Origin of the sequence: Micromonospora sp. CB01531, assembly GCF_001905095.1 — a bacterium.
In the GTDB taxonomy this organism is placed as follows: domain Bacteria; phylum Actinomycetota; class Actinomycetes; order Mycobacteriales; family Micromonosporaceae; genus Micromonospora.
In genome coordinates this window covers 289,385-311,880 of sequence record NZ_LWLS01000072.1, presented here as the reverse complement: position 1 = coordinate 311,880, position 22,496 = coordinate 289,385, and the positions used below count along the sequence as shown (strand labels likewise).

General features: G+C 74.7%; 19 protein-coding genes and 2 pseudogenes. 9 read left to right on the top strand and 12 right to left on the bottom strand.

Translation table 11 applies throughout. The annotated features are described in order from the left end of the window. Nucleotides 1–158 precede the first annotated feature (158 nt). The 4 genes and pseudogenes from A6A27_RS20685 to A6A27_RS20670 form a co-directional block, all read right to left on the bottom strand. Nucleotides 159–1,496, bottom strand: a pseudogene (locus A6A27_RS20685) (acetyl-CoA carboxylase biotin carboxylase subunit); the annotation flags it as partial. After that, on the bottom strand, nucleotides 1,496–1,972 hold the full coding sequence (gene accB, locus A6A27_RS20680) for an acetyl-CoA carboxylase biotin carboxyl carrier protein (protein ID WP_073836258.1): 477 nt from the start codon (nucleotides 1,970–1,972) through the stop codon (nucleotides 1,496–1,498). The pseudogene A6A27_RS20685 and the gene accB, both read right to left, overlap by 1 nt. Then, nucleotides 1,969–3,675 (bottom strand): acetyl-CoA carboxylase carboxyltransferase subunit alpha, encoded by a 1,707-nt coding sequence (locus A6A27_RS20675; RefSeq protein ID WP_073836257.1) that lies wholly within the window; start codon nucleotides 3,673–3,675, stop codon nucleotides 1,969–1,971. The genes accB and A6A27_RS20675 overlap by 4 nt, the downstream gene beginning before the upstream one ends. Then, nucleotides 3,672–4,004 carry a TcmI family type II polyketide cyclase gene (locus A6A27_RS20670; RefSeq protein ID WP_073836256.1) on the bottom strand — a complete coding sequence of 111 codons (333 nt, stop codon included), beginning with the start codon at nucleotides 4,002–4,004 and terminating at the stop codon, nucleotides 3,672–3,674. Before A6A27_RS20670 ends, A6A27_RS20675 begins: the two co-directional genes overlap by 4 nt. Before the next feature lie 421 nt (nucleotides 4,005–4,425). Between A6A27_RS20670 and A6A27_RS20665 the strand changes: the two are divergent. From A6A27_RS20665 to A6A27_RS20650, 5 genes and pseudogenes are all read left to right on the top strand, one after another. Beyond that, nucleotides 4,426–5,202, top strand: a pseudogene (locus tag A6A27_RS20665) (AfsR/SARP family transcriptional regulator); the annotation flags it as partial. A 242-nt stretch (nucleotides 5,203–5,444) separates the two neighbouring features. Next, nucleotides 5,445–5,792: a TcmI family type II polyketide cyclase gene (locus A6A27_RS20660; RefSeq protein WP_073836255.1), complete on the top strand. Its 348-nt coding sequence runs from the start codon at nucleotides 5,445–5,447 to the stop codon at nucleotides 5,790–5,792. A 236-nt stretch (nucleotides 5,793–6,028) separates the two neighbouring features. Continuing rightward, nucleotides 6,029–6,766 carry a helix-hairpin-helix domain-containing protein gene (locus A6A27_RS20655; RefSeq protein WP_073836254.1) on the top strand — a complete coding sequence of 246 codons (738 nt, stop codon included), beginning with the start codon at nucleotides 6,029–6,031 and terminating at the stop codon, nucleotides 6,764–6,766. A gap of 306 nt (nucleotides 6,767–7,072) precedes the next feature. Beyond that, the gene (locus A6A27_RS43265) at nucleotides 7,073–7,228 is read left to right on the top strand and encodes a hypothetical protein (RefSeq protein WP_198940374.1); all 156 of its coding nucleotides are present in this window, start codon (nucleotides 7,073–7,075) and stop codon (nucleotides 7,226–7,228) included. A gap of 156 nt (nucleotides 7,229–7,384) precedes the next feature. After that, nucleotides 7,385–7,591 (top strand): hypothetical protein, encoded by a 207-nt coding sequence (locus A6A27_RS20650; RefSeq protein WP_073836253.1) that lies wholly within the window; start codon nucleotides 7,385–7,387, stop codon nucleotides 7,589–7,591. Between the two features lie 205 nt (nucleotides 7,592–7,796). Here the strand turns inward: A6A27_RS20650 and A6A27_RS20645 are convergent, their stop codons facing one another. Beyond that, the gene (locus A6A27_RS20645; RefSeq protein ID WP_143194088.1) at nucleotides 7,797–9,896 is read right to left on the bottom strand and encodes an APC family permease; all 2,100 of its coding nucleotides are present in this window, start codon (nucleotides 9,894–9,896) and stop codon (nucleotides 7,797–7,799) included. Between the two features lie 264 nt (nucleotides 9,897–10,160). Continuing rightward, on the bottom strand, nucleotides 10,161–11,024 hold the full coding sequence (locus A6A27_RS20640) for a dienelactone hydrolase family protein (protein ID WP_143194087.1): 864 nt from the start codon (nucleotides 11,022–11,024) through the stop codon (nucleotides 10,161–10,163). Between the two features lie 123 nt (nucleotides 11,025–11,147). Here A6A27_RS20640 and A6A27_RS20635 point away from each other — a divergent pair, with 123 nt between their 5' ends. After that, a complete protein-coding gene (locus A6A27_RS20635) occupies nucleotides 11,148–11,696 on the top strand; it encodes a CGNR zinc finger domain-containing protein (protein ID WP_073836251.1) in 549 nt (182 codons plus the stop codon). A 4-nt stretch (nucleotides 11,697–11,700) separates the two neighbouring features. Here the strand turns inward: A6A27_RS20635 and A6A27_RS20630 are convergent, their stop codons facing one another. The 3 genes from A6A27_RS20630 to A6A27_RS20620 all read right to left on the bottom strand — a co-directional run bounded on the left by A6A27_RS20630 (nucleotide 11,701) and on the right by A6A27_RS20620 (nucleotide 16,361). Beyond that, on the bottom strand, nucleotides 11,701–12,441 hold the full coding sequence (locus A6A27_RS20630; RefSeq protein ID WP_198940373.1) for a phosphotransferase enzyme family protein: 741 nt from the start codon (nucleotides 12,439–12,441) through the stop codon (nucleotides 11,701–11,703). Nucleotides 12,442–12,529: 88 nt separating this feature from the next. Then, nucleotides 12,530–13,300, bottom strand: coding sequence for a DUF5995 family protein (locus tag A6A27_RS20625; protein WP_073836250.1), 771 nt, complete (start codon nucleotides 13,298–13,300; stop codon nucleotides 12,530–12,532). A 118-nt stretch (nucleotides 13,301–13,418) separates the two neighbouring features. Then, entirely contained in the window at nucleotides 13,419–16,361 is a 2,943-nt protein-coding gene (locus A6A27_RS20620; protein WP_073836249.1) for a helix-turn-helix transcriptional regulator, read from the bottom strand. Nucleotides 16,362–16,558: 197 nt separating this feature from the next. On the opposite strand from A6A27_RS20620, the gene A6A27_RS20615 reads away from it, so the two are divergent. Continuing rightward, the gene (locus tag A6A27_RS20615; RefSeq protein WP_073836248.1) at nucleotides 16,559–18,685 is read left to right on the top strand and encodes an adenylate/guanylate cyclase domain-containing protein; all 2,127 of its coding nucleotides are present in this window, start codon (nucleotides 16,559–16,561) and stop codon (nucleotides 18,683–18,685) included. Between the two features lie 377 nt (nucleotides 18,686–19,062). On the opposite strand, the gene A6A27_RS20610 is transcribed toward A6A27_RS20615, so the two are convergent. The 3 genes from A6A27_RS20610 to paaK form a co-directional block, all read right to left on the bottom strand. Beyond that, nucleotides 19,063–19,650, bottom strand: coding sequence for a dienelactone hydrolase family protein (locus tag A6A27_RS20610; RefSeq protein ID WP_443189984.1), 588 nt, complete (start codon nucleotides 19,648–19,650; stop codon nucleotides 19,063–19,065). 90 nt (nucleotides 19,651–19,740) lie between these two features. Continuing rightward, nucleotides 19,741–20,133 carry a hydroxyphenylacetyl-CoA thioesterase PaaI gene (gene paaI, locus A6A27_RS20605; protein ID WP_073836324.1) on the bottom strand — a complete coding sequence of 131 codons (393 nt, stop codon included), beginning with the start codon at nucleotides 20,131–20,133 and terminating at the stop codon, nucleotides 19,741–19,743. Between the two features lie 37 nt (nucleotides 20,134–20,170). Next, a complete protein-coding gene (paaK, locus tag A6A27_RS20600) occupies nucleotides 20,171–21,535 on the bottom strand; it encodes a phenylacetate--CoA ligase PaaK (protein ID WP_338013301.1) in 1,365 nt (454 codons plus the stop codon). Nucleotides 21,536–21,619: 84 nt separating this feature from the next. On the opposite strand from paaK, the gene A6A27_RS20595 reads away from it, so the two are divergent. Both A6A27_RS20595 and crcB read left to right on the top strand, forming a co-directional pair. Continuing rightward, nucleotides 21,620–22,102, top strand: a complete 483-nt coding sequence (locus A6A27_RS20595) for a FluC/FEX family fluoride channel (protein ID WP_073836247.1) — start codon at nucleotides 21,620–21,622, stop codon at nucleotides 22,100–22,102. After that, nucleotides 22,099–22,461 (top strand): fluoride efflux transporter CrcB, encoded by a 363-nt coding sequence (gene crcB / locus A6A27_RS20590; protein WP_073836246.1) that lies wholly within the window; start codon nucleotides 22,099–22,101, stop codon nucleotides 22,459–22,461. Before A6A27_RS20595 ends, crcB begins: the two co-directional genes overlap by 4 nt. The last annotated feature ends 35 nt before the right edge of the window (nucleotides 22,462–22,496 follow it).

Genomic DNA, 22,496 nt, shown 5'->3' with positions numbered 1-22,496 from the left:
CCGCCCTGCCCGCCGTTCACGGCCACGTGGCCGGCGGCCCCGGCGGCGGGCGCGGTGCCCTCGGCCGGCGCGGTGCCCTCGGCGGGCCTGCCGTCGACGGGCGCGGCAGCGGTGGCCGGCGGGACATCGGGCGTGGCCCCCTCGGCAGGGGCGGTGAACAGCCGGTCGACCAGGCCGGTGGTGTGGCGTCCCCGGCGGAACGCCGGGTCGCGCAGCACCCGCCGGACGAACGGGATGGTGGTGCGGACACCCGGCCCGGCCACGTCGAACTCGCCGAGCGCGCGGTCGAGGCGGTCGAGCGCGCCGTCCCGGTCCGGCGCCCAGACCGCGACCTTGGCCAGCAGCGAGTCGTAGTGCGGGCTGACCAGATAGCCGGGATGGCCGTGGGTGTCGACCCGGGTGAACGGGCCGCCGGGTGGCCGGAACCGGTCGAGCCGGCCGGGCGCGGGCGCGAAGTCCCGGTCCGGGTCCTCCACGTTGACCCGGGCCTCGACGGCCACCCCGCGCAGCCGGATGTCCTCCTGCCGCAGGCGCAGCGGCGTACCGGCGGCGATGTGCAGCTGCTCGTGCACCAGGTCCACGCCGGTTACCAGCTCGGTGACCGGGTGCTCGACCTGGATCCGGCAGTTGATCTCCAGGAAGTGGCCCTGTTCCGCCCCGTCGACCAGGAACTCGACCGTCCCGGCGCCGGTGAAGCCGACCGACAGGACGCCACGCAGTGCGGTCTCCGCGAGCATGTCCAGGGTGGACTGCCGCAGCGCCGGGGCGGGTGCCTCCTCGATCAGCTTCTGGTGGCGCCGCTGCACCGAGCAGTCCCGGGTGCCCAGGTGCACCCCGTTGCCGTGGCCGTCGCAGAGCACCTGCACCTCGACGTGCCGGGCGTCGGCGAGGTAGCGCTCGACGTACACCCGGTCGTCGCCGAAGGCGACCTGGGCGGCGGCGCGGGTACGCGCGTACGCGCGGGGCAGGTGGGCCGCCTCGTGCACCACCGTCATGCCGCGCCCGCCGCCGCCGGCCGCCGCCTTGATGATCACCGGGTAGCCCACCTCGGCGGCCACCTCCACCGCGTCGGCGACCGTCGGCAGGGTCTGCACGGCGCCCGGCGGCAGCGGCAGCCCCGCCTTGCTCATCAGCGCACGGGCGGTGGACTTGTCGGCCAGCGCCGACATCACCTCCGGCGGCGGGCCGACGAACGTCAGTCCGTTGGCCGCGCAGATCTCGGCGAAGTCGGCGTCCTCGGAGAGAAACCCGTAGCCGGGATGCACGGCCTGCGCACCGGTCTGCCGGGCGGCCTCGACGATCGCCGCGGCGTTCAGGTAGCTCTGCCGGCTCGCCGCCGGTCCGATCCGGACGGTCTCGTCGGCCAGCCGCACCGGCAACGAGTCGGCGTCGGCGGTGGAGTGCACCACCACGGTACGCACCCCCAGCTCCTGGCAGGCCCGCAGGACCCGCAGCGCGATCTCACCCCGGTTGGCGATCAGCACCTTGTCGAACATCAGCTTCCTCGCGTGGCGAGCGGTTCCAGGGCGACCAGCGGCTGGTCGTACTCGACGGGCTTGCCGTCCTCGACCAGCATCTCGACCACCCGTCCGGCCTGGTCGGCGGTCACCTCGTTCATCAACTTCATGGCCTCGACGATGCCGACCACCTGGCCGGGCCGGACCAGGTCGCCGACGGCGACGAAGGCAGCGGCGCCCGGTTCCGGGGCGCGGTAGAAGGTGCCCACCACGGGTGACCGCACGGCCAGCCGGTCCGGCGCGGACACCGGCTCGGTGGCCGGTTCCGCGACCGGCTCGGCATCGGCGCGCGGCGCGAGCGCCGCCTGGGCCGGACCGTGCCACTCCACCTCCAGCACGTTCTCGCCGCTGCGCAGCCGGACCCGGCGCACCGGGCCGGCCAGTTCGGCGACCAGCTTGCGGGCGTGCCGGCGCAGCCCGTCCAGCACCTCGTCGGGTCGGGCGCCGGCGCTCATCGGGTAACCCCCACGGCGCGGGCCGCGCCGAAGCGACGGAACCGCTGCCGGCGGCGGCGGACCAGGGTGGCCGGCGGCACGTCGAGCAACGGGGCGAGATTCGCCGCCACCGCCCGGCCCAGCAGCTCGGCCGCGCCCGCCGGGTCGCCGTGCGCGGCCGGCGCCGGCTCCGGCACCACCTCGTCGACCACCCCGAGCCGGCACAGGTCGGTGGCGGTGAGCCGCAGCGCGCGGGCCGCCTGCGGCGCGGCGGAGCTGTCCGGCCAGAGGATCGCGGCGCAGCCCTCCGGGCTGATCACCGAATAGACGGCGCGTTCGAGCATGAGCACCCGGTCGGCCACCGCGAGGGCGAGCGCCCCGCCGCTGCCGCCCTCGCCGGTGACCACCGCGACGACCGGGGTGGGCAGCATGCTCAGCGCGAGGATGTTCTCGGCGATCGCCGCCGCCTGCCCCTGCTGCTCCGCGCTCACCCCCGGGTCGGCACCGGGGGTGTCCACCAGGGTCACCACCGGCAGGCCGAGCCGGGCCGCGAGCCGCATCAGCCGCAACGCCTTGCGGTGCCCGGCCGGGCTGGCCATGCCGAAGTTGTGTGCCACAAGCTCGGCGGTGGTGTGCCCCTTCTGGTGGCCGATCACCATCACCGGCCGGCCGTCGAGCCGGGCCAGGCCGCCGACGATCGCCGGGCAGTCCGCGCCGAGCCGGTCGCCGTGCAGCTCGACGAAGCCGTCGAAGGCGGTGTCCAGGTAGTCCAGCGTGGTGGGCCGACCGGGGTGCCGGGCCGTGCGTACAGTCGCCCAGGCGTCCCGCTCCGGGCCGGCCGCCGTCGCGGGCACGGCGCCGCCGCCCCCGGTCGCCGGCCGCGGCGCCGGCACCTGCCGGGGTACGGTCACCCGCCGGCGGGCCGCGTGCGCCGCGGCGAGCAGCGCGGTCAGCCGGCCGCGCAGCGCGTGCCGAGGCACCACCATGTCGATCTGCCCGTGCCGCAGCAGGAACTCGGCGGTCTGGAAGCCCTCGGGCAGCGCGGCGCCGGTGACCTGCCGGATCACCCGGGGGCCGGCGAAGCCCATCCGGGCGCCGCTCTCGGCGAGCACCACGTCGGTGTTGGTGGCGTAGGACGCGGCCACCCCGCCGTAGGTGGGGTCGGTGAGGACGCTGACGGTCAGCAGGCCCGCCTCACGCAGCCCGGCGAGGGCCTGGCTGACCGTGGCCATCTGCATCAACGACAGCGCCCCCTCCTGCATGCGGGCCCCGCCGGAGGCGGTGACCAGCACCAGCGGCACCGCCTCGGCAAGCGCCCGCTCGGCGGTCAGGGTGATCAGCTCCCCGACCGCGCAGCCGAGGCTGCCGCCGAGGAAGCGGAAGTCCATCACCGCCAGCGCCACCGGATGACCGCCGATGCGGGCGGTGCCGCAGAGCACCGCCTCGTCCAGCCCGGTGGCGACGCGGGCCGCGCCGAGCCGGTGCGGGTACGGCACCGCGTCGACGAATTCGATCGGGTCGACCTGGACGGCCCGCTCCGGCAGCGGGACGAACGACTCCGGGTCGACCAGCTGCGCAACCCGGTCCGGGGCGTCCAGCCGGGCGTGCGAGCCGCACTCCGGGCAGACGTCCAGGTTGCGGCGCAACCGCTTGCGGTACAGCAGCGAGGCGCAGCCGTCGCAGCGTGACCAGAGCTGCTCGTCCTGGGGCGCGGTGGTGGTCACGGCCGCCGCCCGGGCGCGTCGTACCGGTAGAAGCAGTGGGCCATGGCGTCCCGCGGTGAGCTCCAGTCCGGCAGATACGGCGAGATGTACGGCCGCAGCCGCTCGCTGACCCGGATGAACTCGGGATGCCCGCGGGCGTCCTCCACCGCGCCGTCGGCCGGCCGCTCCGTCTCTAGGAGATGGACGTAGAGGTCGTGCAGCCGGTAGAGCGACCGGTGGCGGACGCCGACCACACCGGGCAGTTCGGTCGCGTCGGACGCGGCGAAGATCTCGGCGACCCGATCCTCGGCGGTCGGCACCACCTTGGCGACGATGAGTGAACGGTCCATGGAGAGCCTCCCCTTGGGTGCGCGAACCCGGCGCATGGCGCGGCCGGTCCCGCCGGACGACTCCGTCACCGTCGCGCCGACACCGTCAACGGGGCGTCACCTGTGGGCCATTCGAGGCGAAATGTCGTGACGCTGCGTTGACGCATCCTGTGCGCGAGCTATCAGAAGATCGACTTCCGGGAACTCATTCCGACACTTTTTCGCAGTTCAACGCCAGTTTTCGCGCGGAGTGTGGACAGTCGCATTTGCCATCATGACTGTTGACCCAGAGTAATCATAGTTGGTAACGTTCGTTGCGGTCAGCCCGGCTGCAGCGGCGTCAGCCGCAGCGGCGGGAGCCGTTCCGACACCGGAGTCGCAGGCACCGCGCCGGGCAACACAGGACAGTTGGAACGAAGGTTCCGGTGCAGGGGGTGCGCCCGTGACCGGTGAATCGAGGACGCCGGCGGCAGAGGATCCGTCCGCGCCACCGGTGTCGTTGCACCTGCTCGGCGGCTTCCGGTTGCTGCACGACGACGTGCCGGTGGTGGTGCCCCGCGGACTGCAACGGGTCATCGCCCTGATCGGGCTACGACCCGGCGCCACCCGCAGCCACCTGGCCGGGCTGCTGTGGCCGGAAACCTCCGAGGAACGAGCGCTGTCGTCGCTGCGTACCGCCCTGTGGCGGTTGCGGCAGGACCCCTGCTGCCCGCTGCTGACCGACGGTGACACCGTCCGGCTCGGCGACACCGTCCACCTCGACGTCGACGAACTGGTCGACACCGCCGCCCGCGTCCGCGACCGCGAGACGCCCCGCGGGGCCGCCAGCACCGGGCGCCACGACCTGCTCCCCGGCTGGTACGACGACTGGGTGCTGCTGGAACGCGAACGGCTGCGCCAGCTGCGGCTGCACATGCTGGAGGAACTCGCCGGCAACCACCTTGCCGCCGGCCGGCACGGCGAGGCCCTGGAGGCGGCCCTGGAGGCGATGGCCGCCGAACCACTCCGGGAGACCCCGCACCGCCTCGTGGTCCGCATCCACCTCGCCGAGGGCAACGCCTTCGAGGCGGTGCACGCCTTCTACGTCTACCGCGACCTGCTGCTGCGCGAACTGCGCCTGGAGCCGTCCCCGGCGATGTGCGCGCTACTCGACGACACCCTCGCCCCGATCCGGCGCGCCTCGCGACCCGAGCCACCGTCCCGGCGATCCGACCGGGGCAACCCGCCCGGCCGGTCGTCCGGCCCACCCTCGCACCGCGGACCGACCTCGCCCACCGCACCCGGCTCGCGCTCACCGGACACAACCGACGGTGCGGCAGCAGCGACGGCGTCACGACAACCATCACCGAACAGTGACCGATCGTGACGAGCAGTTGACACTCGACCGGGCAATGTGAGCGCACACGGTGTCCGACGGCCCGGCTGCGCGGGACGGCGGCACCGCCGGCGAGAGGGGTCCCGATGAGTCGACTGTTGGTCGTCAGCCGGATCGTGCCGGGCGCGGAGGGACGGGTGGCGCAGATCTTCGCCGAGTCCGACGCGACCGAGCTGCCCGTCCTGACCGGCGTCCGGCACCGGTCGCTGTACAGCCTGCACGACCTGTGCGTCCACCTGATGGAGACCACCGACGTCGACCCGGACGCGGCGGCCGGCGTCCGCAACCACCCACTCTTCGAGCAGGTCAACCAGCGACTGTCCGCACACACGTCGCCGTATCTGCCCACCTGGCACTCCCCACGGGAAGCCGTCGCCGGCTGCTTCTACAGCTGGGACGCCACCGGAGCCCGCACACCGGGGCTGATCCGCTGACCGCACCCGCGGCAGCGCGCGTGACCGGGCGCCCCGGACCCCACCAGGCACCAGGGTCCGGGGTGCCCCAGCCCCTCCCGCGGCACACGCTCAGTCATCCCACCACCACCGTTCGGCACGAACCATCCCACCAGCGACGAAAGCCGCGGACCGCCCTGTCGTCCCCGACGTACGTGTGCGAAGCTGCCCCGAGTTTTCTCACGACTGTCGTTCACGTACTGAGGAGGAGATTGGCCGTGTCGTCGAGTTTCGGGCTATGGCTGGTCGTGATCCTGGCTGTGGTGGCGGGCCTGGTGATCTGGCGGGTGCTGGCCGGAGGCCGCACCACCGCCGGCCCGGCAGCGCCCACGGTGGAGGGTGACCCCACGACCGCCACCAGTGACCAGGAACGGCCCGCCGCGGTCGTCGACGAGGTCCCGGCGCCCGCCGCGGTGACCGAGGAGCCGGCCCCGGCCGAGCAGGACGCTCCCCCGGTCGCCAACCCGGCCGTCGAGGCCACCGCCCCACTGTCCGCCGAATCGGCCGGCTCCGCTCCGGCCGACCAGCCCGCCGAGGCCGCACCGGTCACCGTCAAGGTCGAGCCGGCGGCCGTCGATCCCGAGCCCGCCACCACCGAGGCCGAGCCGGTCACGCCGGCAGCGACGCCCGCGGAGCCGGCCACCCCGGTGACCATCCCCGCGCCGCGCGCCTCGGTCGAGAACACCACCACGGCCGTGGCGGAACCCGCCGCGGCGCCGGCCGAACAGGCCGCCGACGACTTCCGGCAGATCCAGGGCATCGGACCGAAGATGGCCGCCGCGCTCCAGGCCGCCGGCATCCGCACCTACCAGCAGCTCGCCGAGCTGGACGAAGCGGCGCTGCGGGAGACCATCAAGGCCGCCGGCCTGCGCGCCGCGCCGAGCGTGGCGACCTGGCCGCAGCAGGCGAAGGTGCTGGCCGGTGCCCGTGCCGAGGCCGAGGCGGTGCTGCCCTGAGCGGCCCCGCCACCGCTTAAACACCCCGGGCCGGTGGTGACGCTCCGTCACCACCGGCCCGCACCAGCGCCGGCCGGCGCGGCGTCAGCGCCCGCCCGGTGTGCCCCGCCCCGGCCGGCGCCGTCGCCACCGCCCCCGGAAGGGTGCACCGGAAAGCGCGAAAACACGGGTCAGGACGGCCGTGGCTACCGTCGGTGAGGAGCCGGACGGCCCGCCGCGCGCGCTGCTGATGACCACCGTCCCGGACGCCTTCGGCACGCCGGGGCCTGGTCTTCGCCGGGACGTACGTCGCCATCCACCTTGGACGTGGACTCTTCCCCATGCCGGCGGGCGCCGGCGGTACTGTTCCTGCCGCCGCTGCGCGCGGCGCTCGGCGCCATGCTGGTGCTGGCCGGCGTGGCCGTCGCCGACCACCTGCGCAGCCGGGGCCGGCCGCCGCAGGATCCGGCCCCGCCGACCTGAGCCGGCGTGCCGTGAGCGGCGCCGCTGCGGGCCGCCACCCGGGGGCCGCGATGATCGAAATCGGCCGCGCGTCTCGCGGCACCGTTTGGGCACTCACCCGCCCGGGGTACAAGGACCACACCTCTCGAATCCGCCACAACCCCGTGGAGGCACCCCATGCGCGGCACCTCGATACTCGGCGTCCTGGTCGTCATCTGGCTCATCATCGGCGCGATCGCCGCCGGTCAGCGCGGCTACTACAGCAACGACGACAAGAACTGCGCCGAGGCCGGCACCATTCTGGTCACCATCGTGGCCGGTCCGCTGAACTACATCGGCGCCAACCCCAAGGTGGACTGCACGCTCCCCGAGCCCTCAAAGTAGGCCACTCCCCTTCCGGCCCGCGCCCGCTCCCCGCGGCGCGGGCCGCTTCGGGTCCGGCGCGGGTGCCGTCACCCTCCGTACGGCGTCCTAGCAGGCAGCGTTTCCCGGGGGCGTTGACCGGCGTCGGCCGGGACGGGCAGCCGCCCACGAGTTTCTCGCCGGCGACCTGGGGCGCTCCGCCGCACGCCCGGCTGAACACGCCGCCTCAGCCGCCGACATGGATGCCGGGGCGGTGGGCGGGGTCGGGCTCAGCCTTGCGGATGATCTCCCGGACCACCGGCGGGGTGTCCCCCCGGCCGAGGATCAGGTAGCGCAGCAGATGCGCGAGGGGATTTCCCTCCGACCACTCGAAATGGGCGTGCGGGCGTACCCCGGTGGCGTCCCGGAGCGCGAGCAGGATCGCCGCGATCGCGTTCGGCACGGCCGGGCTGCCGGCCCGCAGCACCCGGTACCCGTCCACCTCCACCCCGTGCACCCGCAGCACCTGGCTAAACTGCGACGGGTCGATCACGTCGATCTCGAGGAAGAGGACGTCGGCCTTGCCCGGCACCGGATTGATCGCCCGCTGCGCCCGCTCCTTGGCCCGGTATTCCTGCACCGTCCCGCTCTGCCGCTTGTTCGCGACCAGATGCAGGCGGCCGTCGTTTGCCAGCGAGTCGGCGATGAACCGCCGCGCCGGCTCGTCGAACTCGATCTGCGCGGCGCGCAGCTCGGTGGTGCGGGTGACCCGGGAGACCAGCGAGACCACGACGATGCCGAGGATGAAGAACGCGGAGATCGTGATGCCGTCCGGCTTCTCGATGACGTTCGCCAGCAGCGCGTAGAGCAGCACCACGGTGAGCACCGTGAAGCCGGCCGCGGCAACCCGGTGCCGGGAGCGGAGCGCCGAGATGGCCACCGCGATCGCGCCGGAGAACATCATCGCCAGGATCCCCGTCGCGTACGCCCCGGCCTGGGCGTTCACGTCGGCGCGGAAGGCCACCGTGATGGCGATGCTGATCAGCGTGTAGACGAGGACCACGGGCCGGACCGCGCGGCCCCACTCGGGCGCCATGCCGTAGTCCGGCAGGTAACGCGGCACGATGTTGATCAGGCCGGCCATCGCCGAGGCGCCGGCGAACCAGAGGATGAGGATGCTGCTGATGTCGTAGACGGTGCCGAATCCCTCGCCCAGGTGCTCGTGGGCCAGGAAGGCCAGCGCCCGCCCGTTGGCCGCCCCACCGGGCTGGAACTCCTTCGGGGGGATCAGCACGGTGGTGACGAAGGTGGTCGTGATCAGGTACACGGACATGATGAGCGCTGCGGCGGTGAGCAGCTTGCGGGTGTTCCGGATCCGGGACCGGAGCCGCTCCTGCGGGTCGGCGCCCCGGCCCCGGACCAGCGGCTCCATGCTGACCCCGGTCTCGAAGCCGGACAGGCCCAGCACCAGCAGCGGGAACGCCAGCACGGCCGGCCCCACCAGGTCGCTGACGTTGGTGACCTGGGCGGTGAGGAGTTCGAGCCAGCCGTTCAGCACCTCCGGGTGGGCCGCCACCTGACCGAGCCCGACCACCACGACCACCGCGTTGAGCGCAAGGAAGACCGCGACCAGGGGGATGGCGACCTGCACCGCCTCGCTGAAGCCCATCAGGAACACGCCGCCGAGGATGAGCAGGAGCACCACCGTCACCAGCACCGCCGCCGTGGCGCCGTGCGGGACCGACGCCGGCAGCTTGGGGTTCTCCAGCAGGTGCACGGTGGCGTCCGCGGCGGAGAGGGTGATCGTGATGATCCACGAGGTGGCGACGAAGCCGAGCAGGATGAGTACGAAGATCTTCCCCCGCCAGAACGGCAGCAGCCGCTCCAGCATGGCCACGGAGCCCTGCCCGTGCGGGCTCTCCCGGGCCACCCGCCGGTACATCGGCAGCATCCCGAACAGGGTCAGCGCCACGATCAGCAGGGTGGCCACCGGGGAGAGCACACCGGCCGCCAGGGCGGCGATGCCGGGCAGGTAGGAGAGGGTGGAGAAGTAGTCCACGCCGGTCAGGCACATCACCTGCCACCAGGGGTGGGCCCGAGCCTCCGGTTCGAGCGTCTCCGGGCCGACCGGATGCACCCGGTGCTGGAACAGCCACTGGCTCAGCCGGTTGGGCGGCTCCGCCGGCCGGGTGTGGCTCGGCACGCACTCCGGGATCCGCGCGGGCGTCCGGCCGGGGCCAGGGGCGCGGTCCCGGTCGCCGGCGGCGTCGAGTCCACGCTCGTCACCGCGCCCCGCGTTGCCCCGCCGCCCCCGCCTGCGTCGCGGCCCGTCCCGCCCGTCCGTCATGTCCACCCCTCGGCGCGCGGCTCGCCGGGCCGCCCGCACAGCGCCACCCGCAAACGCCAGCCTGACCCGACCGTAGGCGGTACCCGGGGCGCCGACCGGCGAACCCGGCAAGCCGGGCAAGATCGGCCGGGCGGCGGGGCGGTGCCCCCGGCGGCTCACCGGTCCGGCCGCGGCCCGGTGGTCGGCACCGCGCCCGGGCCAGCCCATCCCGCGGGCCGGAACCGGCCGGCCGCCCCCGGGCCGGCCGGCCCCCTCCCGCTGTGGTCAGTCACGCAGGTCCAGCCGGTCGGTGAGCCAGGCGAACCGGTCGTCGCGGACGCTGGTCGCGCCCAGGTCGTGCTCCTCGCGCGGATAGAGCGACACCCGGGCCTGCGGTGCGGCGGCGGCGAAGGCCGCGCGGGTCGCCGGGCCGACGAACCGGTCCGCGCCGGCGAACTGGAGGTACGCCCCGGCGCCGAGCCGCCCCACCAGGTCCACCGGGTCCAGCCCGGCGAAGACCGCCCGGTACGCCGCCTGCTCCCCCTCCGGCAACTGGAGCCAGTACAGGTCGAACCAGTTCGCCCAGGTGGCGTCCGGCGCGAGGAGCACCGCGGTGCGCAGCCCCGGCTCGCCGGCGGCGAGGTCGACGGCGTACATCGCGCCGTAGTCGTGGCCGACCACGGCGGTGCGGGTCCGGTCGACGCCGGGCTCGGCGAGCAGCCGCCGGTACGCGTGCCGCACCGCGTCGAGCTGGGCGGTCACCGCGGCCCGGTCCCGCGCGTCGCCGACCGGGTCGCCCGCCCACGGGAAGGTGAGCTGGGGCAGCAGCGAGACCACCCCGCGCCCGGCCAGGGCGGTCGCCTCGGCGAGGAACTCGGTGCGGTCCTGGTTGACCCGGCCCGGCTCGAACCAGTGCAGGTCCAGCACGCCGGCCAGCCCGGCGCCGGACCGCTGCGGCCGCACCAGGTACGCCCGGACGGCCGGCTGCCCGGGCACCGGGATCTCGATGTCCCGGACCAGCACGGCGGCCCCGTGTCCCCCGGCGCTCGCGGCGTCGGCCGGAGCCTGCGCGTGCGCCCCGCCGGCGCTGACGAACGCGCCGGTGACCAGCAGCACGGCCATGGACACGAGTGCGGGTAGTCGTCGCATCACACACCTCCATAAGTTTTTAAACGCGTTTTACAGCTGATGAAGGTAGGATGGCGGGCGGCGGTAGGTCAAGCGGGGAGGGACGGCGGGCGTGTCGGCAACCGGACGGCGGAGCGGGCGCGGATGAGCGCGGTGCCACCCCTGGAGCCGGCGCTGCGGCTGGCCGTCGCGCTGCTGCACAGCTACTGGGTGCTCCAGGACCCGGTCGACCAGCTCTCCGTGGCCCGGCTCCGGGCCGCCGGCCGGGAACTCGGCCTCACCGAGCTGACCGAACCGCTGGGCGACGCCGACCTGCCCCGGTTGCGGGAGCTGCGGACACGGCTCTACCAGGTCTTCGCCGCTCCCGACCCGGCCGCCCGGGTGGCCACCCTCAACGAGGTGCTGACCGAGGTCAGCGCCGGCACGGCGGTCGAGGCCAGCCCGGACGGCACGCTGCGGCTGACCCCGCTGCCCCGGCCCGGCCCGATCGGGCCGTTCGCCGCCACCGTCACCGGAGCCCTGGCCCGGGCCGCCACGACCGGCGGGACGGACCGGTTCGGCGTCTGCGCCGCCGACCCCTGCCGGGCGCCCTACCTTGACCGGACCCGGGCGGGAAGGCAGCGCTACTGCTGCGAACTGTGCAACAACCGGGCCGCCGCAGCGGCGTACCGCAGCCGGACCCGGCGCGCCTGACGCGTCAGACCAGCGCGGCGGCCCACCGGTCCATGTGGGCGCTCAGCAGCTCGGCGGTGGCCCGCCAGTATGCCCCGTCCTCGGCGTGGATCCGCGCCCACGGCTGCACCCCGGTCCGGGCGCCCCGGCAGAGCAGGTCAGACATGGCCCGGGCCCGGCGGCCGAGCAGCGCGGCCAGGGCCGGCCGCTCGGCCGCGCCGAGGCCGTAGCCGTCCACCAGGGCGCGCAACCGCTCGGCGGACTCCCCCAGCGGCCGGTCCGGGCGCATCCCCGCCATGCTCTGAGCCGCGTACGCCAACTCCCACAACCGGGTGCCGGGACCGGCCGAGTCCCAGTCGATCAGCACCCAGCCCCGGGCGGACCGGACCAGGTTCCACGGTGCCACGTCGTGATGGCAGACGAGGTCCTCGCCGTCGGGCGGGATGACCCGCTGCCACGCGGCCGACGGCGGGGACCCGAAGGTGGCCGTGGCACGGTGCAGGTCGGCCACGAACGCGCCGATCGAGGCCAGCTCGTCGAGCGAGTAGGTGCCAGACGGGTCGCCCACCTCTCCCTGGACGTACTCCAGCACCTGGCGGCCCCGTTCGTCGCGGCCGAGCGGGCGGGGCGCGCCGGGGAAACCGACCTCGCGCAGGTGGGCCAGCAGGGCGTCGACGGCGTCGGTCCACGGGCCGGCCGGGCGCCGGACGGTGTCCCCGACCCGCACGACGCCGGCGGTGACGTTGCCGGTCAGTGCCTCCTCCACCGGCCCATCCTCGCACCGGACCGGCCGTGACGGCGTCCCCGCGCTCCGCCCCCCTGGACTCCGGAGCGCGGGGACCCCCCCGTCCCGGCTACTGCAGGAACGCCCCGAGGGGCGAGAGCAGCAGCCGGCCGAGCAGCGCGGCGTTGTCGTCCAGCCGCGTCCGCTCACACTCGCGGGCCTCCGGATCGTGCCGGCAGCGCCAGATCTTCTGCGCGTTGCGCCAGGCCACGTTCCGCGTGTACTCCACCAGTTCGCCCTGGTACCAGTCGTCGATCTCGCCGTTCAGCATGTCGATCATCAACTGCCAGTTGTCCAGGTAGCCGCGGCGCAGCCCCGGGATCTTCTCGGCGAAGATGTTGTTGACCTCCAGGTAGTCGCGGTGCTGCTCGCTGCCGTCGACCGGCTCGGACTCCAGGCTGTCGAACGTGGTGACCAGCGCAAACGGCAGATCGTAGTTGATGTGCGCGTTGACCCCGGCCGCGGCGGACGGCAATGGCCGGGCGTCCGGGCCGCGCATCCGCTGGAACAGGCAGGCCCACGCCTTCGGCGTGTTCGGGCTGGACTCGGTCCAGAACCGCAACGCGTCGAAGTAGCGGGTGGCGAACTCCACGTCCAGGCGGGCCAGGAAGACCGGGTCGGCGAACCGGTCGTCGTAGAGGCCGTCGAGAACGGTGCTGGTGATGACCAGGTAGAGCTTGTTGAAGTCGGCGAGGGGGCAGCTCTCCTCGAGCGGAGGCAGCCGGACCAGCATGTCCTGGAGCTTGGTGAGGTGGTCGACGACCGCCGGCACGTCGGCGGGGTGGTCGGCGAGCAGCCCGACGATGTCCTGGTGCACAGGACCCCAGACCGGTTCCGTCATCTCTCCTCCACTGTGCCGAAACGCCGCGGGGCGCCACGGTGACGCTGGACAGCCTCCCAGCCGGCGTACGCCGGCCGGATCAGTAGAACGACGTATTCGGCGCGCTCGGGCGCCCGGTCTACGCGGAGCGGTTGCGCAGGAAGATCGCGCTGGCCTGCACCCGGGTGCGGACCTGAAGCTTGTCGAAGATGTGCGACACGTGCACACCGATGGTCCGCTCGCTGATGAACAGCCGCTGGCCGATCTCCTTGTTGGTCAGCCCCTCCGCCACCGCGGCGAGCACCTCGCGCTCCCGGACGGTGAGCACCTCCAGCTCGTCCACCGCCGGCGCAGCGTCCGCCGGGGCGCGCCGGGGCCGGGGCACCGGGCGGGCGTCGGCCGGCCGCTCCTCCAGGGTCACCCGGGCCCGACCGGCCAGGGTACGGATCTCCGAGCTCAACGGCACCGCGCCCAGCCCCTGCGCCATCTGGTACGCCTGCCGCAGCAGCTTGCCCGCCGTGGCCGGCTTGCTGCGCCGGGCCAGCAGCGCCTCGGCCTGCCGCAGTCGCGAGTACGCCGCCGGATAGGGGTGGTTGCGGTGGTCCCACAGCTCGGCCGAGCGGGCCCACAGTTCCGGGTCGCCCTTGCCGTCGAGCCGGCTGACCTCGGCGTCACACAACGCCAGGAACCCGTCGGCGACGTAGCGCACCGGGGCCCCCGCCTTCTCGCTCTTGCGCGCCACCCGATCGGCCACCTCGCGCAGCCGCCGCACCGCGGTGGGGTCCACCTCGACGGTCCGGCTGGCGTGCGCCTCCGCCTCCGCCCGCAGCCCGTGCCAGGCGAGCGTGGCGAGCACGATGACGTCGTCGGAGCGGCTCTCGGTGAGGCCGCGCTGGACGGCCTGCCGGGCCAGGTCGTGCCGCCCCTGCCACATGGCCAGTCCGGCCCGCAGGATCAGCATCGGCAGCACGTGCCGGGCCCCGCCGCCGGCCAGCACGGTGGCCACCGCCTCCAGGTCCCGGTCGGAGGCCTCGATGTCGCCGTACCCGACGGAGAGCCGGCAGCGGGCGAGCAGCAGCTCCACCGCGTCGGCGCCGGAGGGACGGTGCCGCAGCGCCGCCGCGACCACCTTCTCCGCCTCGGCCCACTGGCCGACCCGGAACAGCCCGTTGGTGGCGATGGCCAGCAGCCGGGTCTCCCAGGTGCGGCCCAGCCCCAGCTCGGCGACCCGCTCGGCACCCCGGCGGGCGACCACCACCCCCTCTTCGAGGATGTTCAGCGGACCGGTAAGCAGCTCCGCCAGGTGCAGGTACGCGCACGCGACGTCCTCCGGCCGGCCGGCGCGCTCGGCGATCGCCAGCGCGTTGCGCATGACCGCCAGCCCGGCGTCCGGGTCCTCCAGGAAGGCCTCGCTGAAACCGAGCGCGGCGCTGGCCAGCACCAGCTCCGAGGTGGAGCCCTCGACCGCCGCGGCCAACTCCAGCGCCTCCCGGGCCTGGTCACCGGCCTCGCCGTACCGGCCCAGGTGCAGCAGCAGCTCGGCCAGGTGGGCGGCGGCGGTGGCCCGCTCCCGGGGGGTGCAGTCGGCGGCCTGCAAGGCCCGCCGATACTCGGCCTCCGCCGGCGCCGACCGGCCGGCGGCGGCCAGGTAGCGGGCCCGCCGGATGTGCAGGGCGCAGGTCGCCGGCCCGGCCGGGTCCGCGGCCAGCTCCTCCAGCAGGGCCAGGGCCCGGGCGTGCTCGCCGCAGTGGTGCGCCGTCTCGGCCGCGTGCTCCAGCAACTCGGCGCGGTTCACCTCGACCGGGTCCGGCCGGTCGCCGTCCGGCGACACCGCGGCCGGGGTGTTCGCCAGCTGCAACGCCGCCGACCAGTGCCGGTGTGCCTCGGCGTACCCCTGCAGCCGCTCGGCCTCGCGGGCCGCGGCCATCGCCGCCGGCAACGCCCGGCCCGGCTCGCCGGCCAGCCGCCAGTGGTGGGCCAGCCGGGCCTGGTGCAGCTCGGCGGTGGCCGAGGTCAGCGCCTCGGCGTAGCGCCGGTGCAGCGCGGCGCGCTCGGCGGGCAGCAGCTCGTGCGCCAGCACCTCGGCCACCAGCCGGTGCCGCAGCCGGTAGCCGTCGTCGGCGCCGACCAGCAGCCGGTGCGCCACCGCGGCCCGGACCGCGTCGATCAGCTCCTCCTCCGGCAACCGGACCACCTGGGCGAGCAGCCAGTGCTCGACCGGTTCGACACCCGCGGCGACCGCGTGCACCACCGCGTGCGCGTGCTGCGGCAGCGCGTCCACCCGGGCCAGGAAGACCTCGCGCACCGTGTCGGAGAGGCCGTCGCGGCCGTCGCGCAGGTCCCGGGCCAACTCCTCGACCACGAACGGGTTGCCGCCGCTGCGCTGCCACATCTGGTCGGCCGCGTCCGGATTCAGCGGCGCGCCGACGATCGCGGCGGCCAGCTCGTCGGTGCCGGCGCGGTCCAGCGGCGCCAGGTCGACCACCCGGACCGAACGCAGCCGGCGCAGCTCGGTGAGCACCCGGCGCAACGGGTGCGCGCCCTGCAACGACTCGGCCCGGATCGCGGCGAGCACCGACAGCTGCAGGTCACCGAGGCCGGCGAGCAGATAGAGCAGGAGCTGGCGGGTGCTCCGGTCGACCCACTGGAAGTCGTCCAGGACCAGGACCAGCGGACGCCCCCCGGCGACCAGCTGCAACCCGCGGGAGACCCGTTCCAGCAGGGTGCCCGCGCCGTCCGGGCCCGGGGTCTCCTCGTCGAAGACCTGGAGCAGGCCGCGGACCGCCGAGGCGAGGCGGGCCTCGGTCGCCTCGGCGTCGAAGCGGCGCAACGCCTGCCGCAGCGGATGCAGCGGGGAGGCGTCGCCGATGTCGAGACAGGAACCGGTCAGCACGAGCGCGCCCGCCTCCCGCAACCGCTCGCTGACCTCGGCCAGCAGCCGGGTCTTGCCCACCCCGCTCTCACCGGTGAGGAAGACCGCAGCGGTGTGCCCGGGCGCGACGTCGTCGAGCAGGGCCGACCGGAGCGCCGTCACGTTGTCGGCACGGCCGACAAGCGGTGCGGTGTCCACATCGCTGGCCATGGCTCGCAGCCTAGTCACACGTTCCCCCACCGTTCTATGGGCGAGAGCCGGTGGTGGTACATCTCGCGTCGACATTACGACTAAAGGTTGCGGGTGGTCGACATACGTCGTCCTACCGATCCCCCGAGGACCCGGTGGTGAAAGTCTCCGGAGGTCGTCAGGCACCGGGCGGGGGGGAAAGGGTGGGTGCGAGGCCAATGACCACGATCGTGAGAAGTCGGAAACCCGTCACCGCCACGCACTGGCCGGTGCCCGAGGAGAGACGCACCGTCACCGTGCTCTTCGCCGACATCGTCGGCTCGACCGGTCTGGTGGAGCGGCTCGACCCGGAGGATGTCCGGGAGCTGCAACGCGCGTACTTCAACACAGTCGCCGGGGTGCTGCGCCGGTGGAACGGCGTGGTGGAGAAGTACATCGGCGACGCGGTGATGGCGCTGTTCGGGGCGCACGCGTCGGACGGGTTCGACGCGTACCGGGCGGTGCGGGCCGGGCTGGAGATCCAGGACGCGCTGGACCGGCGGGCGCCGGCCGGCATCCGGCTGCGGGTCCGCGTCGGCGTGGCGACCGGCGAGGCCCTGGTCGACCTGGCCGCCACCCGCGACGGCGGACACGGCACCGCCAGCGGTGCCGTCATCACCACCGCAGCCCGCATCCAGCAGTACGCCGCGCCGGGCGGGGTGACGGTCTGCGCGGCCACCCGGCGGGCCACCGACGGCCTGGTCGACCAGCGCCCGCTGGCCGCGTTGACGGTGGCCGGGAAGGCGCTGCCGCTGGACGTCTGGCGGGTGCTGGGGGCGGCCCGGCCCCGGCCGACCCACCACCAGGGCCCGCTGGTCGGTCGGCGCCGGGAGCTGGCCACCGCCGGCGACGAGATCGCCCGGGCCGTCCGGGACCGGCGGCCGCGCTGGGTCTCCCTGGTCGGTCCGGCCGGCAGTGGCCGCAGCCGGATACTGCACGAGCTGACCCGTACGGTGTCGACGGTGGACGGTGCGCCGGTCCGCTGGTGCGTGGCGCACTGCCCGCCGTATCCGGAGGGAGAGCTGGCGCCGCTGGCCGACACGGTCCGCGCGTTCGCCCGGGTCCGCGACACCGATCCGACCCCGACCGTACGTCGCCGGCTGGCCACGGCGCTGGCCGGGCTGCTGCCGCCGGCCCACCGCGCCGCGGCGGTGCACGCGCTGGCGGACTTCGTCGTGGCGCCCCAGGACGTGGGCGCGGCGGGCCGCGGCGCCGAGGTCTGGCGGGAGGTCCTCCTCGACCTGGCCGCCGGCCAGCCGACCGTGGTGGCGGTGGACGACCTCGACCGGGCCGCCCCGGCGTTGAACCGGTTCCTGCACCGGCTCTTCGCCGCGGCGAGCGAGCGGGGACTGCCCCTGGCCGTGGTGGCCACCCACGGCCCGGGCTGGGCCGACCTGCTGCCCGGCGCCGCCGGGCGGCGTCGCCGGGTGCCGCTGCCCGCGCTGGGCGCCGTGGACACCGGGCGGCTGCTCCGGCATCTGCTCGACCGGGCCGGCCGCCCGGCCGCGCTGGCCGGGGAGCTGCTGCCGCTGACAAGCGGCAACCCGGCGGTCGCGCAGGCGTACGTCCGGGCGCTCGACGAGGACGGCGACCGGATCGGGGTGCCGGAGACGGTGCGCCGCCGGGTCGACGCCCGGTTGGACCGGCTGGACGGCGACCAGCGGGCGGTGCTGATGGCCGGCGCGGCCCAACCCGCGGAGTTTCCGGCCGCGACAATGGACCGGCTGCTCGGCTGGGTGCCGGGCCGGGCGGAGCCGGTGCTGCGCGCCCTGGTCGCGGCCGGTCTGCTGCGCCGGACCGGCCTGGGCGGGTACGCCGTCGCCGAGCCCACCGTGGCCCGGGTGGCGCGGCACCGGCTGCCGCGCGCGCTGCGGGCGGAGTTCGTCGGGCGGGCGCGGACCGCCCCGCAACCCGCGGTGGCCGCCGCGACCGGCGCACCGGAGCATCCGGAGGGCGCCACGCCGCCACGTGCCCAACCGGTCGGGCAGCGCACCCGCCACGACCAGGGTGGTCTCGTCTCGCACGGCATGTTCAGGGCCGAGACCAAGGCTGGGCCATTCGACGGCTCGCCCACCGTCTCGCTGCCGCGCTTCCCGTCCCGGTACGCCGGCCTGCCGCACATCGGGTTGGCACGGGGAGCGGGCGCCCCGGTGGACGCTCGCCGGCAGGCCCTGCCGGCCGTCGGGCCGCCAGCCCTGGCGGAACGGGACCGGGAACCGGCGCACCGGGCAGCGACCCGGGCGCGAGCACGGGGACGCGGTCGCACCGGCGGTTTCGCCGGGTCGCCGGCGCTCGCCGTGGCCTGAGCCCGGCGCCAGGGGCGGAGCGGGCACGGGGCTGCTCCGCCCCCGGCGTCGTCCCGGTCCGCGCCTGCCGCGGTTGCCCCGGTGCGTCCGTCGCGCGCACCACATCCTCCTCGCTGGCGAGGGCGGTGGTCAGGTTCCAGGTCGTCCGCCTACAGACCTGATGGCGTAAGCGATTCAAGCCCGTCGGGCGTGGGATGAGTCGGGCACGCCATCAGCTCGAAAGGGCCCGACGAGCACCACCTCCGCCGGACCGATCCACTCACGTCATCAAGTTCCTAGCGCCTGCGGCGGAACAACCGGCCCGGGCGGCACGCGGCACGCCGCGCGCGACGGCGGAGAACTCCGTGCCTGCTGATCGGGTGGAGCGGCGCCGCGGCTCAACCGGCGAGGAACGCCAGGGCGCGGTCCCAGGTGAGCGCGGCCGCCAGGGCGTCGTGGTCGGGCACATCGGGGTCCGTGTAGAGGTGGCCGGGCCCCGGATAGCGGTACACGGACAGCTCGGCGCCGGCGCCGGTCATCGCCCGCCGCCACTCGTCCAGCTCGTCCGGCGGCTCGTACTCGTCAGGGTCGGCGAGGTGCAGCTGCACCGGCAGCCCGGGGCGTACCGACTCCGGGGCACCCCCGGTGCCGTGCAGCAGGAGCAGCGCCGCCGCCCGCGGCCGCTCGGCGAGCAGCGCCCCGGCCACCCCGGCGCCCATCGAGAAGCCGGCCAGCACCGCCTCGGCCGGGAGATCGTCGGCGGCCGCGCGCGCCCGCTCCAGCACGCTGTCCCGGCCGACCTTGTCGAGCAGGGCGAAACCGTCCTGGACGGTGTCCGCCGCCGGCAGCCCGTACAGGTCGGGGGTGGCGACCTCGTGCCCGGCGGCACGCAGCCGGGCGGCGGCGGCCAGCACGGCGGGCCGCAGCCCGAAGACGGAGTGCAACAGCAGGATGTGTGCCACCGGTTCATCGTGCTGCCGGGCCACCGGCAGATCGGGCAGCCGCGCCGGTGGAAGGTCAGCCCAGGGACTCGACTTTGGGCGGGGGTCCGCAATCCGGGTGGGGGCGCCGCGGGCTCAGCCAGCCGCGCCGCCCCGCGCGTCCCGGGACAGGGTGCGGCTGCGGCCGCGGAGCTCGGCGACCACCTCGCCGTCCCGCCAGACCGTGACGTCGTAGATGCCGCTGCGGCCGTAGCGGACCCGCTCGGTGGCCCGAGCCTCCAGCAGGTCGCCCTCGCGCACCGGCCGGAGGAAGCTGATCTCGCCGCCGGCGGCCACCGTGGCCGGGCCGTGGCTGTTGCAGGCCAGCGCGAACGCGGTGTCGGCGAGCAGGAAGACGAAGCCGCCGTGACCAATCGCGTGGCCGTTCAGCATGGCCGCGGTGACCCGCATCCGGGCCACCGCCGCGCCGTCGCCGGCCGAGACCAGCTCGATGCCGAGCCCCTTGGAGGCCACGTCGGCGTCGAACATGTCGTGGGCCGCGGTGCGGCCGTCGTGCTCCCCCACCTCAACGCCCCCGCCGCTGGTCGACGATCCGACGCATCTTGCCCATCGACCGTTCCACCCCGTCGGGCTCGACGACCTGCACCGCCACGCTCACCCCGATCGTGTCCTTGACCTGCTGCACCAGGGCCGTCCCGGCCCGCTCCGCCTCGTCGGCCGGCACCCCGGCCCGCCGCTCCACCTTGACGGTGAGGGTGTCCATCCGGCCCTGCCGGTCCAGCACGCACTGGAAGTGCGGCGACAGCGCGGGCGTACGCAAGATCAGCTCCTCGATCTGGGTGGGGAACACGTTCACCCCGCGGACGATCATCATGTCGTCGGTCCGGCCGGTGATCTTCTCGATCCGCCGCATCGTCCGGGCGGTGCCGGGCAGCAGCCGGGTCAGGTCGCGGGTGCGGTAGCGGACCACCGGCATGGCCTCCTTGGTGAGCGAGGTGAGCACCAGCTCCCCCTGCTCACCGTCGGGCAGCACCTCCCCGCTGACCGGGTCGATGATCTCCGGGTAGAAGTGGTCCTCCCACAGGTGCAGGCCGTCCTTGGTCTCCACGCACTCGACGGCCACCCCGGGCCCCATCACCTCGGACAGGCCGTAGATGTCGACCGCGTGCATGTCGAGGCGCTGCTCCATCTCCCGGCGCATGTCCTCGGTCCACGGCTCGGCGCCGAAGATGCCGACCTGCAGCGAGGTGGACCTCGGATCGACGCCCTGGCGTTCCATCTCGTCCACGATCGCCAGCAGGTAGCTGGGGGTGACCATGATGACGTCCGGCTCGAAGTCGCGGATCAGCATCACCTGCCGCTCGGTCATCCCGCCGGAGACCGGGATGACCGTGCAGCCCAGCTCCTCGGCGCCGTAGTGCGCGCCGAGCCCACCGGTGAAGAGCCCGTACCCGTAGGCGACGTGCACCCGGTCGCCGGGGCGTCCGCCGGCGGCCCGGATGGAACGGGCCATCAGCTTCGCCCACGTGCTGACGTCGTTGCGGGTGTAGCCGACCACGGTGGGGCGGCCGGTGGTGCCGGAGGAGGCGTGCAGCCGGGCGATCCGCTCCCGGGGCACCGCGAACATCCCGAACGGGTAGTTCTCCCGCAGCTCGGCCTTCCCGGTGAACGGGAAACGGGCCAGGTCGGCCAGCTCGCGCAGGTCGTCCGGATGGACCCCGGCCGCCTCGAAGGCCCGGCGGTAGTGCGGCACATTGTCGTACGCGTGCCGCAGCGACCAGCGCAGCCGGTCCAACTGCACCGCCCGCAGCTCGTCCACGGACACCCGCTCGACGGGTTCCAGCTCCTCGGGACGAGGGGTGCGGTCCTGCACGGTTGCCTCCTGCGCGACAAGCCCCGACGCCGCCGCGTGCCGGGCGATGCCGCACACCGTACGCCCGTACCGTGGGTCCTGCCAGGTCAGGGGCTCGCCAACGGTCCCTGCCAGTGATGCCCGTCCTGGTGGGGAGGAACTGTGACACAACCGCCCGAACGCCGCGTCGATCCGGATGTCGACCTGCACGTGACCGCCGACCGCGGGGAGCTGGCCGCCCACCCTGCCGCCGTGCTGGGCGCGATCGCGGCCGGGGGCGTGCTCGGCGCGCTGGCCCGGGGAAGCCTCCAGGCGGCCTTCCCGCACCCGCCCACCGGCTTCCCGTGGGCGACCTTCGGCGTCAACGTCACCGGCTGCCTGCTGATCGGCGTGCTGATGGCGGTGCTCACCGCCCGCCCGGCCGGCCCGCTGGTCCGGCCGTTTCTCGGCGTCGGCGTGCTGGGCGGCTACACCACGTTCTCCACCTACGTGGTGGACGTGCAGCGGGCGGTGGCCGCCGGGGCACCGGGCACCGCGCTGGCCTACCTGGCGGCGACCCTGGTCGGGGCGCTCCTGGCCGTCTGGCTGGGGGACGCGCTGGCCGGCCGGGTGCTGGCCCGGGCCGGTGCCGGGGAGGCGCGATGACCGTCCTGCTGATCGCGATCGGAGCCGCGCTCGGCGCTCCATTGCGTTACCTGACCGACCGGGCGGTGCAGGCCCGGCACGATTCCCCCTTCCCGTGGGGCACGTTGACCGTCAATGTGTTCGGGTCGCTGGTCCTCGGCGCGGTGGTGGCGGTGCCGGCGGACCCGGCGGTGACCGCGCTGATCGGTACCGGCTTCTGCGGCGCGCTGACCACCTGGTCCACGCTCAGCTACGAGACGCTGCGGCTGACCCGGGACGGTGCCCGCTTCCACGCCGTGGCGAACGTGCTGGCCAGCGTGGTCGCCGGGCTGGGCGCGGCCAGCCTGGGGTACGCGCTCGCCCGCGCATTCACCGGCTGACCCCCGTCGGCACTGCCCGTCCGCATCTGGGGCGG